This is a genomic window from Thiothrix winogradskyi (assembly GCF_021650935.1).
In the GTDB taxonomy this organism is placed as follows: Bacteria; Pseudomonadota; Gammaproteobacteria; order Thiotrichales; family Thiotrichaceae; genus Thiothrix; species Thiothrix winogradskyi.
In genome coordinates, this window is sequence record NZ_CP091244.1 from 4,225,797 (window position 1) to 4,239,801 (window position 14,005).

A 14,005-nucleotide genomic window follows, 5' to 3' on the forward strand; every position below is an offset into this window, starting at 1 on the left:
TATTATTTATATTTCGGCATAGTGAAAATTGTATTTATTTATTGGCTATTTTTTAATAAGCATAGTTAGTGCCATTAAAAACTTATCTCGAAGCTAATCCCCAGTGCACTGCCTGCTGGTTGGTCAAACAAGGCGACTTCCTTATCTTCGGTTTTACCGTATTGATAACTCACTTGTAATTTTTTATTGTTATCAATTTTTTTAATGACACCCAAATCAACACCCGTGCGTAATTGCGTGCGGGTACTGTCACCATACAATTTAGGGTCAAAGGGCTTGCTGTCTCGTTTATACGCGACTTTCACCCCCGCACTGGGCTGCCACCCGGCTAACGGCGGCTTACCTTTCCAAGCAACCGCAACCTCCACCTCCTTCCGATCACCACCGGGGCGTTCCTCCAGCGCACGGTCAAGCTCCAGCTTCCCCCTCAGTGAAACCTCACCACCTTTTGGCAAGGCTTTACGGCGATCCAATGCCACATGAGACACAGTGGATTTATACAATTTCTGCGCTGGATAAGTGACGTATTCTAAACCGGCTACCAAACCGGTTTTTTCCTGATCGGTCGCCACTAAGGGGTGGTAATACGCCCCCCCGACACGCCGTTCCATATTACCGTTGTCGTCACGAATAATATTGAGGTAAGCACTCGCTTCTTTGCCACCCGCGAAGGTTTGCTGGCGACTGAGTGCAACGCCCGTCGTGCTGAAATCCGGTTCATCAAGGTATTCTTGTCGCGCTACGGTGGCAGCAGTAATGGTACCGTTCGCCGTATCTGCCACCCGGTACGTTCCCTGCGCACTCACAAAACCCGATGACAACGGCAAATTGCGTTCATCCAAACGCCCTTCCACCAACAAACCGTTGAACGGGTTAATAATGGCAATGCGTTCATGGCGACTGCCTTGATTCACATTATCCAGATACCCCGTGGTAACTTGCAGGTGCGTGGTGCGCGTCGTTGGCGACACCAAGGGTTCTGCTGCCGGTGGTTTAGAACGCTTGGTTAACGCCGGTTGTGCCTGCCCAGGTTGGCACACACCCGCTTCAAACAAACTCAGCAATTGATTCAGGAAAGCCGCCTGCCCCCGCAGCGCGGGTTGTTGTGCCATCTGCCGAATATCCCGGCTCAACGCTGCCAGACGCAAAGCATCCCCCTGCAAACAAGCGGTTTCAGCTTGCTGAAGCAAAGCTTCGAGATTAATTGCCGCCGGTGATTCCGCCGCAGCCATACCCGACACCACCGTCAGACCAACTGCCAGCCCCCACGAACCTTGCTTACTGTTCAGCACCATCGTCATTCCTACCGTTATCTTGGTTGTGGCTCAGAGTATACACCCCCACGGTTTCTTGTCGTCCTTTCAATGCAATATTGCCCCGACTCACCAACGGCCAAGTTTGCGTTAATAATTCGACTGTCTGTTTACTGACCACCAAGTATTCATGCAGTTCCCGCGCAAGGGTTTGCAAACGAGCCGTCACATTGACGGCATCGCCAATCGCGGTGTACGCATGGCGGAAGCGTGTGCCTAAATCGCCAACGACGACTTCGCCGGTATGCACACCGATACGCACCGCAATCGGCTCGCCTTCCAACAAGGCGCTGCCTTCGGCGTTAAATTGCTCAATCGCTGCCATCATATCCATCGCCGCCGCCACGCCCCGGTCGGCGTGATCGTCTTGCGGGAAGGGTGCATTCCAGAACACCATTACCGCATCCCCCATGTATTTATCCACCGTGCCGCCGTGCTGGTGTGCGACTGCGGTCAGGCGTTCCAAAATTTGCTGGGTCAATTCTGACAACACTTCCGGCGTAACCCGCTCGGCACGCTGGGTAAAGTTGGCAATGTCCGCAAACAGCAAGGTCAAACAGCGCTTGCTGGGCAACAATAAATCCTGACGGTTATCATTGACGATATGCCCGACCAATTGCGCAGGCAAATAATCCTGAAACAGATTGCGCAAACGCCCGGTGGTGCGCTGCGCAAACCACCACTCCAACGGCACTTGAATCGCCAGAAACGCCAGAAACAACATCGCAGGGTGCATCGGCACAAACCACTGCTTTTCCAGCCATACCCAGAACCCGAAGCCGAACCAAGCAAACGCCAACGACAGTGGCACTAATACCACCGTGCCAGCACCGACACCGTACACCAATAACAGATACAGCCCTGCTAAACCACAGAAGCCAATCACCCACGACCACACATCCAGCGAAACAGGCGGGATACTCGTTTTTTCTGACAATAACCATTCCAGCATTTGCAGATGCACGGTCATACCGGCAGCATTCGCCTCCAACGGCGTTGGGTGCTGATCACCCAACATCGGCGCACTCCCGCCCACCACCACCATACTATTCGGCAAATACTGGGCAATCTCCGGGAGGACTTTACGCTGCAACACATCGCTGGCTAAGATTGCACTCACATTTTCACGCTTCACACGATAAGGAACCCGCCACAAGCCCGTTTTATCGAGCAAGAGTTGGACATCTCCCCCCTCGCCCACCAAATCGTGAAAAGTTAACGTCTGCCCATTGGCACTCGGCGTCACCGCCACCGTGTAGTTACCATCCATTTGGCAACGCAACATCTCCAGCGCCAAGATGGGGTAAATTCGCCCTGCATAACGAATCAGCGGCGGCACTTGCGTCACCATACCCGACACTGGATCTTTGATCGGCGTCACATGCCCAATGCACTTGGTGTTAACTAACTGATTATTCAGCCCCGCATACCCGTTCGCTTCAGGCAACACGGCGTTTGCCATTGCCTCAGCGGGCACAATGCCGGGGGAAATTTTACCTGTCACCAACGCATTTTTCGGTGGCGAGAGATCGAAAGCTTGTGGGAATACCAAAGGGTATTGCTGTGACAAGGCTAATAAAGCCTCATTGCCCTCGGTATCGCGGGTATACGGCATGGCAATATCCACCCCGACGACACCAACTTGATAGTCTTCAAACAGAATTTTTAATAAATCGGCATAACGTTGGCGAGACCAAGGCCACCCTTCACCGTATTGCTCCTCAACAAATTTAATGCTTTTATTGTCGATCTGCACCACGAACACCAGTGGTTGTGTCGGCTTAGCAACATCAACTCCCCAGCGTTGGTAAGCATTCCATACACGGGCTTGCCAACTGCTGTATGCCTGCAAGGGGTCATAGTGTTGCATCAACAATAAAATGGCTGCTATGCCAAACAGCACCAGCAGCCGTCCACCGAATTTAATCCCCAATGGCTGTACCCGTCCAATTCAATGCGCCATCCGCGCTTAAGATAGTATCAATCTGATGCGTGAAAGTATAAGCGGCTCCTGTGACATCGCTCAGCACACCCACTCCACCGTTAATGGTAGTTTGCGGGTTCGCACCATCGTCTTTCAAGATACCATCAATTGCCGAATATGTCCCTGTAGCTCTTACCGCACCCGTATAAACTGGGGAATTCAGGGTAAAATCGGTGTCAAACGTATTGCGTACTGAACTGACATTCAACGTCGCATCCGTGAGCGTTGCTGCTGTTGCTACACCTGTGGTGGCATTACGCACATTTGCTTCGTAGCTGCCCAAGGCAAAAGCAACATCGCGCTGCTCTGGCAACGTAGCACTTGCTCCCTTCAGCCGCTCAATGCTGTAAGAATCCTCAGTGGCAGCAGCAATGATTTGCTCGTACTGGCTGCTGACTTGATCGCCCAGCGTCATCCCATCCACCACTGTAGCAGGGTCATATTTGCCCCAGCGTACCGGTGCTAACGCAGGTGTTGGTGCAGGAGTCACTGGTGTTTCTACCACAGGCGGCGGAGTCACGGCAGCAATCACCTCGCCTTCATCGGTTGTGACCGTACTTTCTGTTTTGACCGCAGACTCAACCAAACCGGTAGTAGTACTTCCCAATGGTGTACCCAGCGGCGTTGTGATTAAACCGCCGCTCAAAGCACTACCAGCGGACGATTCCAGTAACGCACTGCCGGTGGACGATTCCAACACACCACCGAGGCTCACCCCAGTTGACCCGGACAATAAGCCAGTACCACTACTGCCACTGGAACCCGATGACACCAAAAGCATCGAGTTCGTGGCAGAAGACGTGGTAGACGGCGCGATGGATGGCGGCGTTGCAGCAACAGGCGCTTGTCCCGAAGGTGTAACCAAACTACTTGGAGTGGTGCTTTCTAAATTACCCACCGCTTTAGGTGCTTCAGCCACCACAACAGGGGCTACTGTCACCGCAGGCGCGGGAGTCTCAACCACAACCGCTGGGGTTTTAGGTTGCACCGCCACTACAGCAGGTGCGACCAGGCTAGCCTCTGCCTTTATTTCCGCAAGAGGATCGCGCTCATCAATCTTCTTTGCGACCTCAACCACTTTTTTATCAGTGGTGTTTTCTGCCAGCGGCGCAACGGTTTCTTTCACCGTGGTTTTGTCGTTACCTTTATCGCTGGATTTCTCATCGGACTGGGTAACAGACGTGCTGGCAGTAGCCGGAGCCTCTGCTTGCTTGTCGGCTTTTTTAGCCTCAGCTACTTCGGCAGCTTTTTCTTTGGCAGCCGCTGCTTCTTCCGCTGCTTTTTTATCAGCCACTACCTTCGCCTCTTTTTCTTTAGCAGCCGCTGCTTCCTCTGCCGCTTTTTTATCAGCCGCTACCTTCGCTTCTTTTTCTTTAGCAGCCGCTGCTTCTTCTGCCGCTTTTTTGCTAGCCGCTACCTTCGCCTCTTTTTCCTTAGCGGCGGCTTCTTCCTCTGCTTTTTTATTAGCTGCGTCTTCCTTAGCTTGCTCTTCCTTAGACGATACCGCTTGGGTGGTATTCTTCGTTGCGGGTGGTGTAGAGGCTGGAATCAGCACAGGACGCAGCTGATCTCTACGTACCACCAAGGCAAGACCACGCTGATTTGCCCCAAGCTGTTCGCCATCCGCACAAGCACCGAAAGCAAAGCGTTGGCAACTACCCTCTAATTTAGCCATCGAGATTCTGCCGTCCAGTACTACCACGCGCGTTTCACCTGCACTCACACTGACCGTGTATTCGGTACCCAAGACTGCAATCGCTGCCAGTGGTGAATTCAAACGGTAACGTTCTTTCGCTTCCGTACCCCCAACACCGGTTTTGCTGGTAACTTCACCTTCGGTCAGCTCTTTGCGGATTTCACTGGCTTTAGGGTCAGCCGGATCGTAATAGTAGCGGGCAAACTCCAAGGTACTGTTGGCGGGTAACTTTTCGATGGCACCATCGACCATCAGCAAATTCAATTTACTGCGGTCTTTTACCGAAACTTTACTTCCCTCAAGAATTTTTGTTTGTTTTGTGATAGCGGTCACAGACCCATCCGGCAAAATCATATCCGCCTGACCCAGTATGTACGACACCTTGCCGATAACGCGGGGTTCGGCAGTGGTTTCAGCGGATGATTCGCCGGAAGTTACTGTTTTAACGTCATTTGCGAAAGCATTATGCGCTGGCAACGTCAATGTGACGACCAACGCCAGAACGCTAAAAAGTGATGCTGTGTATTTCATAGTGCTTGCCCGTGAGTTTGCCCGAATGCGCCACGATCATTATTGATCAATTCTAATCCCAATGTCATTATACATCCTTATTGGCAATTTCACACCAGTCTATTTCGATAAATTTCACAGCAGACTATTTTGGGGGTAACAAAATCTTGCGCTGTGTCTCGGCACATACGTAACGTATACCTGAGACAATATTAGCCAAAATAAGTTCGCCATCATCTGACAATAAATCCAGCGTCAGCACGTTGCCATCATCCAAGGTCAACTTAACCTTACCCTTACTCGCTTCTCCGGCATACGCCTCTACCCGCAGCGCATCGGCGGATTGCCATTTTTGCAGCAACCCTGCCACACTGGCATCGAAACCGTCTGGTAAAGACACCGCTTTCACCGTGCGTCCTTCCGGCACGAGTTTATTCGTCACCAAGGTCATCGCCTCACCCGTCAGCAAACCAAATACTGCCTCTGACACCAATTTGATCTTGCCCTCATGCAACAGGTAACGCTTGCGGGAGATAGGGTTTTCCACCCCAAACACCAGCATTTCATCATTAAACGCAAGGCTAGCAATGCCCGGCTCAAGACCGTATGGTTTGAGGTCTTTACCGGTCGCGTCGTAACTGGCGATCACGGTCTCATCCAATAACGTAAATAACTGGCTGATACGGGTAGCATTGGCTGCAAGCTGTTGCGGCTCAAGCATTCGCCAACGCTCCCCTTCACGTTCCAGCCGAATCACCTCTGGCGTAGCACTCCCCAATTCGCGGGTAATCGTCACGCGGGTAATATCTGCCCGCGTCAGGTTCAATACAGTATCGGGTTGAGCAAGTGGTTGTTGCATTTGCCACCAAACCAACGTCCCCAAGCCCCCCACCAGCACCAACAACGCAAGGTTCAACACCCAGCGCCGCGTTTGTGTCACATTACTCATCTCAACGTCTCCGTCTGCGCCACCAAATCCACAAACCTGCCGCCAATAAGCCCAGCGGCAAAACAAACAGGAAGAACGTACCCAACACCGCACCAGCCGTTTCACTCAATTCCAATTGCGTATCGGGGGCGCGAATCACCGGCACTTTCAGCAAACTGTCATCAGCACTCAACCAGTTGAAAATATTGCTGGCAAGATCCAAATTCGCCCCCTGCCCAATGAAGCTATTCAGCATGAAATCGCTATCGCCCATGACGACAACCCGCTGTTCGCTTCGGCTTCGCTCAGCGACCGTCTCCTGCGCCTCTTGCTGGCTGAGCGAAGTCGAAGCCAACTGCCGTACCAAACTAACCCCAATTGGCACGGGGCCTGGCTGATCGTCGCTGCCCTCGTCAAATTTCACCGCCCCTTCCAATACCCCGCTACTTTCCAACCAACTCGCGGGCAAGGTGTACAGAAACTCCTCCGCTTGCCAGATAAGAGCGCCATCTTTCGTACCGGCTTGCGGGTCACGCGCCACCAGCGTTGCAAACGGAAACACAGTTTGCTTGCCTGCCAGTTTGCTCACCAGCTCCGCTTTCCCATAATCCACCACCGGCACAACGGCTGGGTGATTAATCCCCAACATCGCCTGCAAATCTTCATTGGCATCGATCACCGTTCCTGTATGGATTTGCAAACCCAGCAATTCCTCCAACGCTTGCAGCCCACGCAAACCACCGGGATCTTGCAACCACAGCAAATTACCGCCTTGTTCCACATAAGTTTTCAATACCGCGACTTCACCGGGCAGGAAATCCTGTTGCGGCGCGGCAATCACCGCGAAACTGGCATTCTGTGGAATCGACTGGGTGCGTACCAGATTATGCGGTTGCACCAAAAACCCGCTGCGTTGCAACTGCGCCACCAATTGCGACATGCCGGTGGATTCTGATGACAAGGGTTGGCGTTCCCCATGCCCCTCCAGAAACACCACCAAACGCTCACCGCCCCGACTCATGCGCTGAATCGCATTGCCGATGGTTTGCTCACTGGCAGAATCCATCACCTCGCTGCGCTCCCCCAAATGAATCGCCAACTGCCCGGAATGCTCAATACCATCTTGCTGCGCCCGTGCGGGGTCAAGATCAGGGTTCACAAATTCCAAGGTCGTATCCGGCTTCACCCGCTGATATTTCGCCACCAAATCCTTCACTTGCGTCTGCAAGGTCGGGTTATCGGGAATGTAGGCAATAAACGCCAGCGGTTGATCCAGATTTTTCAATAAGGTTTGCGTCGGCGCAGACAGGCTATTGCGACCACTTTGACTCCAGTCCGCCACAAACGTGAATTCGCGGCTCAAAAAACCCAACAGCCCAATAACCAACACCACTAACAGATAAAAAATAGCATTGTGCAACCCAAGCCAACGGTGGGACGTTTTAGTCATTTTCATTGTTGCTTACCCCTGTAACCGATCATTATCGAGTTTGCGGATGGTCAAAATCAGAAATCCCGCAATAAACAGCCCGTAATACACCAGATCACTGCTATTAAACATACCGCTGGCAAACGACAAAAAATGCCCGAATGCCGACAAATACACAAACAATTCACTCGCTGAGCCTTGCGCATTCCCCGACTGATACAACACATCCAACAGCAACAAAAATCCAAACGTCGTGACAGCAGCAATCACCGGCTGCCGCGCTAACGACGACAAAAACAAACCCGCTGCCGCAAACGCTGCCAATAACAACAGCAACCCTAAGCTGGCGGCGGCTAATTGCCCCCAATCCAACGGTGTCGCCAGCGCCAACGACAGCGGCATCAATGCCACTAACGCCACGAACAGCACTACAAAACCCAGTACGCTCAAATACTTACCCAACACAATTTGCGTATTGGAAACCGGCGAAGAGGTCAATAAAATCAAGGTTTGATTCATGCGCTCTTCCGCAAACAAGCGCATCGTAATCAACGGCGTGACCACCAACATAATCGACGCGGCGGTCGAAAACAAAAACGGAATCAGTGCTTCGCTAATCCCTGCCATATCCTCTGCCCCCACAGCATTTGCTTGCGTTTGCAAGGTGTATTCATTCACCCCCAGCAAAAACATCCACGCCAAAATAAATTGCACCACCGCCAGAATGCTCCAAGCCAATGGCGACACAAACATGCGGCGAAACTCGGTACTGGCGATTACCCAAATAGCCCTCATGCTGCCACCTCCTGCTGCGCATCACTCAGCGCTTCTTCACGGAAAATCAGGTCGAAAAATACTTTTTCCAAGGATTCCACCCCATCCAACGTACCGTTAAACACCGTTTTGCCCCGATTAAGAATTTGCACCCGATCACACACTGCCTGCACTTCCGGCAAAATGTGGGTCGACAAAATAATCCCGTGATCCTTACCCAATTCGCGGATCAAGCTACGGATTTCGCGAATTTGAATTGGGTCTAAGCCCACCGTCGGCTCATCCAAAATCACCACCGCTGGGTTATGCAAAATGGCCTGTGCAATCCCCACACGTTGCCGAAATCCCTTGGAAAGGTTGCCAATCAGCCGCTGGCTAACTGCCTGCAAACCACAACGCTCACTGGCGTAATCCACTGCCTTGCGGCACTGCGCTGCGGGAACGTTACGCAAACGGGCGCAATAATGCAGGTATTCGCTGACCGTCAAATCCCGGTACACCGGCGGCTGTTCCGGCAAATAGCCCAGTTGCTGCTTGGCTTTGCGTGGTTCATCCAATAAGTCGATGCCGTTGATCTTAATTTCACCCATGCTAGGGGCAAGATTGCCGGTCAACATTTGCATAGTGGTCGACTTTCCCGCACCATTTGGCCCCAGCAAACCCAACACTTCGCCTTTGTCCAATACAACTTCCAAATTATTTACGGCGCAGTGCTCGCTGTAATAGCGTGATAATCCTACTGCACTAATCAGCCTATCTTGATGATTTATCATGTAACTTGCCCTTGTCCATTCAGTGCTCATTAATAATTATGCGAGATTGATAGAAATTTTCTATTAAAATAAGGATTGAACTTAGCAGTATATCGAATAGACTGAAAACAGGGTAACGCGAATATGCTTCTCAGGTTTGGGGATTTGGCAAGTGTGGCGTTGACGAAAGGTTTAGTTGGGCTTACTAAAGGTATCAAACATGAGTGTCGAAATGGCTAGAAACTGGTTCTTGCTGACCAGTAAACCGCACAAAGATGACGTTGCAGAATTCCAACTGCGTAATCAAGGTTACGACGTTTACCGTCCAATTGCCAAACGCCTCCGCACCCAGCGTGGCAAAGTCATCACCAAAACCGAATCGTTATTCCCACGTTACATGTTCATTCATCTGGATAAAGGTGTGAATGACAATTGGGCACCGATTCGCTCCACCACCGGCATCAGCAGCTTTGTCCGCTTTGGGCTAGAACCAGCGCGTGTACCTGACGAGCTTATTGCCTCCCTGAAAGCGCAGGAAGCCCTGTTCGGCGAACGCTCCATCGACCTTGATCGTTACCACACCGGCGATAAAGTTATCATTACCGAAGGCCCTTTCCGTGGCTTGGAAGCGATTTTCCAAAAGTATGATGGCGAGGAACGGGTTATTGTATTGCTGGAAATCCTCCACAAATCCACCAAGCTGGGGCTGAATCCGGGGCATTTGTACGCGGCTTAAGCAGCGAGCTAATGATTGAGCAAGCGTCCCCCGTCAACAGGGATAACTTGCCCGGTAATATAATCCGCGTCGCGCACCAGAAATAGCACGGTTTTGGCAATATCGATGGGACTACCTTCACGTTTCAGGGCAGTTTTCGTCAGGATTTCAGCGTGCATGGCGTGATTGGCAGGCATTTCCGGCCACAAGATTGCACCGGGAGCAATCCCGTTCACCCGCACATCTGGCCCTAATTCTCGCGCTAATACTTGTGTCAACATCAACAAACCGGCTTTAGCAGTGCAATAGGCGGCGTAACCTTGCAGGGGGCGCATTCCGTGAATATCGACCATATTGATTATGCAGCCCTGATTGGCTTGTAAATGCGGCGCGGCGGCTTGTGCCATGAAGAGCGGCGCTTTCAGATTCGTGCCGATCAGGTCATCAAACTGCTGTTCGGTCACGGTGGCTAAGGGCGTGGGGTAAAACGATGAAGCGTTGTTGAGCAAAATATCGAGTCGACCCGCTTGCTCAATGGTTTGCGTGATTAAGTTGGGAATGCTGGCGATGTCAAGTAAATCACCGCGCACCAAAAAGCAGGAGTTTTCACGTTGCGCATTCAATTCGGCTTGCAGTTGTTCGGCATCCATTGCGGAATTGCGGTAGTGAATGACGACGGTTGCGCCTGCCGTATGGAGAGTGCGGGCGATTTCTGCGCCGATGCGGCGGGCTGCGCCAGTGAGTAGTGCTACTTTACCTTGTAATGTCGCCATGCCATACCTTCTGTTAAGCTTTGTGTTTTCTACCATCATAACCTGACATGCGCTTTACCGACACATTACCCACACCTTCCGCCGAGGCATTAGCCCACAGCGAACAACTCGCCCAACGCATCCGTGCAGCAATTGAACGCAACGGTGGCAGCATTTCCTTCCACGACTTCATGCAAATGGCGCTCTACGAACCGGGCTTAGGCTATTACGTGGCAGGTTTGCGCAAAATCGGGCAGGCGGGCGACTTCATCACCGCACCGGAAATTTCCCCGCTCTTCTCACAATGCCTTGCCAACCAATGTGCGCAAGTGCTGGCCGAACTTGGCGGCGGCGATATTGTGGAATTGGGTGCGGGCAGCGGCATTATGGCAGCCGATATACTGGCACATTTGGAAAACATTGGCTGCTTGCCCGACCATTACCTGATTTTGGATCTCAGCCCCGAATTACGCGACCGCCAACGCCAAACCTTGCAAAAACACGTGCCGCACCTGCTAGAACGGGTGGTATGGTTAGAGCGTTTGCCTGCAAACCCACTGCGCGGTGTGATCATCGGCAACGAGGTGTTGGATGCGATGCCAGTGGAATTGTTTACCGTCACAAATGGAGTGCCGTTTCCTGTTGATGTAACCATCGCAGATCAAGGCTTCGCCTTTACCCCTCACCCCAACCCCTCTCCCTCAAGGGGAGAGGGGCTAAGAGAAAAATTACCTAGTGCGGTGCAAAAACTCTTACTCCCCTCGCCCCTTGAGGGAGAGGGGCTGGGGGTGAGGGGTTCTTCCTACACCTCCGAATTCAACCCCGCCCTGCCCGCGTGGATGCGCAGCATGGCAGACACCCTCGCCGCTGGCATCTTGCTGCTAATCGACTACGGTTACGAACACGCCGATTATTACCGCCCGGAACGCACCGAAGGCACCTTGCTGTGCCATTACCAACACCGCGTACACGCCAACCCACTGATTTACCCCGGTTTGCAAGACATTACCGCGAGCGTTGATTTCACCGCAGTGGCAAATGCGGGGCTGGATGCGGGCTTGGAATTGGCAGGCTACACCACCCAAGCGATGTTTCTCGCCAACAGCGGTTTGGAAGCTGTATTCATGCAAGCGCTGGAAGCCAACCCCGCTAAGCAATACCACCTCGCCCAACAAGTACGCACCTTAAGCCTGCCCGCCGAGATGGGGGAACGTTTCAAAGCAATCGCATTCAGCAAGGGATTTACCCCAACGCTGGATGGCTTTAGACTTGCCAACCGTCAACACTACTTATAAAACCATTAGGAATACCTGTTCATGGATATTTTTCATGCCATTATTTTAGGCATTGTCGAAGGCATTACCGAGTTTCTACCCGTTTCCTCCACCGGACACATGATTGTGGTATCGGACTGGCTAGGCATGGATCGGAATGCCCAACACACTGCCTTTGAAATCATTATTCAATTTGCCGCTATTTTTGCGGTCATCGCCAATTACACGGAAAAATTTCACCCTCGCTATTTCGCCTTATGGATGAAAGTGTTAATCGCGTTTCTGCCGATTGCCATCATTGGCTTTTTATTCAGTGACTTAATCGAAAGCCTGTTTAACGTTGAGATCGTGGCGTGGATGTTTATTATCGGCGGGATTATTTTCCTGATCGTCGAACATTTTTACCGCGAAGATGCGCATCGAGTCAAAAAGATGGAAGACATCAGCTATACCCAAGCAGCATGGGTAGGCCTTGCTCAAATATTCGCGGTGATACCGGGTACAAGCCGTGCTGGGGCAACCATTATTGGTGGCATGTTGGCGGGTTTAGATCGCAAATCCAGCACGGAATTTTCCTTTCTGCTGGCGTTGCCGGTATTAGGTGCGAGTTCCGGCTATTCCCTGTTAAAACACTACGATGAATTCGCCACCACCAGCTTTGTGCCGCTCATTGTCGGGTTTGTCGTCGCCTTTTTGGTCGCGTACCTCACCATGAAAGTGTTTATCGGATTTTTGGAACGCTTTACCTTCCGCACCTTTGGCGTTTACCGCATTCTGTTTGGGCTATTACTGCTGTGGTGGATAGCGTAATACCACTTCATGTTAAGCAGCTTGCGGCGGGGGTTTGGAAATCAATCCTTCCAGCCCCCGCCGCAAACGCTTACCCACAGGAATTTCCAAATAACGGTGGGTAAAATGCGAATACACCAGCACTGTCACCAACGTTAAGCCCAAAATCAGTGGTTTATCCCAACCGTATTGCAAAGCGAAGTGCCGGAAAATCATGAGGACGACCAAATGATTCAGGTAAACCGAATAGGAAATCTCTCCCAGATACGCCAGTCTACGCAAACCAACAGATAACCATCCCCGTTCAAACGCGAAAATTGCCACCATCAACAACGCCACATACGGCACAAAAACATCCATCCCCGCTGAACCCCCGGTGCGACTCCAGAGCATACCCACGACTGCCAATACACAAGCAGCTTCCAACCAAGCCGCGTACCGCGTCACCCGCCAATCATCCCGGTAAAACAGGTACACGCGATAAGCTAAAATACCCAATAAAAACGATGCCATCCCCCGTAACAAGCCCGCATTGAGAATACTGAAGTACATTTCCGTCTGAGCATTCAAATTACCATGCAAGCGCACCAAGCTCACCAGACCAAACGTACTCAACAAAAACAGCCAACCACTGGACGTTTTACGGGTAATCAGAAAAATAAACAGAATATTGACCCAAAACTCCACCGATACCGACCAACTGGGGTAATTCCATGTCAGCCCCTGTGGATTCAAGCCAATGTTATGCGTCAAGGTCAGATTCTGAACGAAGGTAAACAAGGCACCATCAGGAAAGCTCGGCATCGTCCAATACATCAACCAATGCACCAACACAAACACCAGCAACGTGTAGAGATGCAACGGGTACAAACGCGCCACCCGATGGCTAATAAACACCGCTGCACTGGTCGGTTTGTCACTGTATAAATAACGATGCGCGAGGATAAAACCGCTCAACACCAAAAAGAAATCCACCGCCAGATAACCCAAGCCACCGTAGACATGAAAATACACCACCCACAATGCGGCCAAACCGCGCAGCGCATCGAGGGCAAGAAACCGCTGCCCACTCACTAAAACCTTTTCCAC

Annotated in this window: 12 protein-coding genes; 3 read left to right on the plus strand and 9 right to left on the minus strand. The window is 51.6% G+C overall.

Going from position 1 to position 14,005, the window contains the following annotated elements:
• Positions 1-74 precede the first annotated feature (74 nt).
• The 7 genes from L2Y54_RS20895 to L2Y54_RS20925 form a co-directional block, all read right to left on the minus strand.
• Complete coding sequence (locus tag L2Y54_RS20895) at positions 75-1,295, minus strand: hypothetical protein (protein ID WP_236498806.1); 1,221 nt, start codon at positions 1,293-1,295, stop codon at positions 75-77.
• Positions 1,279-3,246 (minus strand): adenylate/guanylate cyclase domain-containing protein, encoded by a 1,968-nt coding sequence (locus tag L2Y54_RS20900; protein ID WP_236498808.1) that lies wholly within the window; start codon positions 3,244-3,246, stop codon positions 1,279-1,281. The genes L2Y54_RS20895 and L2Y54_RS20900 overlap by 17 nt, the downstream gene beginning before the upstream one ends.
• The gene (locus L2Y54_RS20905) at positions 3,236-5,524 is read right to left on the minus strand and encodes a FecR family protein (protein WP_236498809.1); all 2,289 of its coding nucleotides are present in this window, start codon (positions 5,522-5,524) and stop codon (positions 3,236-3,238) included. The genes L2Y54_RS20900 and L2Y54_RS20905 overlap by 11 nt, the downstream gene beginning before the upstream one ends.
• Before the next feature lie 124 nt (positions 5,525-5,648).
• Complete coding sequence (locus tag L2Y54_RS20910) at positions 5,649-6,452, minus strand: DUF4340 domain-containing protein (protein WP_236498811.1); 804 nt, start codon at positions 6,450-6,452, stop codon at positions 5,649-5,651.
• A 1-nt stretch (position 6,453) separates the two neighbouring features.
• Positions 6,454-7,887 (minus strand): GldG family protein, encoded by a 1,434-nt coding sequence (locus L2Y54_RS20915; protein WP_236498812.1) that lies wholly within the window; start codon positions 7,885-7,887, stop codon positions 6,454-6,456.
• Positions 7,888-7,893: 6 nt separating this feature from the next.
• Positions 7,894-8,655: an ABC transporter permease gene (locus L2Y54_RS20920; protein ID WP_236498814.1), complete on the minus strand. Its 762-nt coding sequence runs from the start codon at positions 8,653-8,655 to the stop codon at positions 7,894-7,896.
• A complete protein-coding gene (locus L2Y54_RS20925) occupies positions 8,652-9,407 on the minus strand; it encodes an ABC transporter ATP-binding protein (RefSeq protein WP_311196211.1) in 756 nt (251 codons plus the stop codon). The genes L2Y54_RS20920 and L2Y54_RS20925 overlap by 4 nt, the downstream gene beginning before the upstream one ends.
• A gap of 199 nt (positions 9,408-9,606) precedes the next feature.
• On the opposite strand from L2Y54_RS20925, the gene rfaH reads away from it, so the two are divergent.
• Positions 9,607-10,122, plus strand: coding sequence for a transcription/translation regulatory transformer protein RfaH (rfaH, locus tag L2Y54_RS20930; RefSeq protein WP_236498816.1), 516 nt, complete (start codon positions 9,607-9,609; stop codon positions 10,120-10,122).
• 8 nt (positions 10,123-10,130) lie between these two features.
• On the opposite strand, the gene L2Y54_RS20935 is transcribed toward rfaH, so the two are convergent.
• Positions 10,131-10,874, minus strand: a complete 744-nt coding sequence (locus L2Y54_RS20935) for a pteridine reductase (protein WP_236498817.1) — start codon at positions 10,872-10,874, stop codon at positions 10,131-10,133.
• Positions 10,875-10,921: 47 nt separating this feature from the next.
• Here L2Y54_RS20935 and L2Y54_RS20940 point away from each other — a divergent pair, with 47 nt between their 5' ends.
• A complete protein-coding gene (locus L2Y54_RS20940) occupies positions 10,922-12,148 on the plus strand; it encodes a class I SAM-dependent methyltransferase (protein WP_236498819.1) in 1,227 nt (408 codons plus the stop codon).
• Positions 12,149-12,169: 21 nt separating this feature from the next.
• Positions 12,170-12,937 carry an undecaprenyl-diphosphate phosphatase gene (locus L2Y54_RS20945; RefSeq protein ID WP_236498821.1) on the plus strand — a complete coding sequence of 256 codons (768 nt, stop codon included), beginning with the start codon at positions 12,170-12,172 and terminating at the stop codon, positions 12,935-12,937.
• Positions 12,938-12,949: 12 nt separating this feature from the next.
• Here L2Y54_RS20945 and L2Y54_RS20950 read toward each other — a convergent pair whose 3' ends face one another.
• The gene (locus L2Y54_RS20950; RefSeq protein ID WP_236498822.1) at positions 12,950-14,005 is read right to left on the minus strand and encodes an acyltransferase family protein; all 1,056 of its coding nucleotides are present in this window, start codon (positions 14,003-14,005) and stop codon (positions 12,950-12,952) included.

Bases quoted from the DNA above. Each gene is read 5' to 3' on its own strand.
- L2Y54_RS20895 (WP_236498806.1), bottom strand. From the start codon at position 1,295: ATGGTGCTGAACAGTAAGCAAGGTTCGTGGGGGCTGGCAGTTGGTCTG.
- L2Y54_RS20905 (WP_236498809.1), bottom strand. From the start codon at position 5,524: ATGAAATACACAGCATCACTTTTTAGCGTTCTGGCGTTGGTCGTCACA.
- L2Y54_RS20910 (WP_236498811.1), bottom strand. From the start codon at position 6,452: ATGAGTAATGTGACACAAACGCGGCGCTGGGTGTTGAACCTTGCGTTG.
- L2Y54_RS20915 (WP_236498812.1), bottom strand. From the start codon at position 7,887: ATGAAAATGACTAAAACGTCCCACCGTTGGCTTGGGTTGCACAATGCT.
- L2Y54_RS20920 (WP_236498814.1), bottom strand. From the start codon at position 8,655: ATGAGGGCTATTTGGGTAATCGCCAGTACCGAGTTTCGCCGCATGTTT.
- L2Y54_RS20925 (WP_311196211.1), bottom strand. From the start codon at position 9,407: ATGATAAATCATCAAGATAGGCTGATTAGTGCAGTAGGATTATCACGC.
- rfaH (WP_236498816.1), top strand. From the start codon at position 9,607: ATGAGTGTCGAAATGGCTAGAAACTGGTTCTTGCTGACCAGTAAACCG.
- L2Y54_RS20935 (WP_236498817.1), bottom strand. From the start codon at position 10,874: ATGGCGACATTACAAGGTAAAGTAGCACTACTCACTGGCGCAGCCCGC.
- L2Y54_RS20940 (WP_236498819.1), top strand. From the start codon at position 10,922: ATGCGCTTTACCGACACATTACCCACACCTTCCGCCGAGGCATTAGCC.
- L2Y54_RS20945 (WP_236498821.1), top strand. From the start codon at position 12,170: ATGGATATTTTTCATGCCATTATTTTAGGCATTGTCGAAGGCATTACC.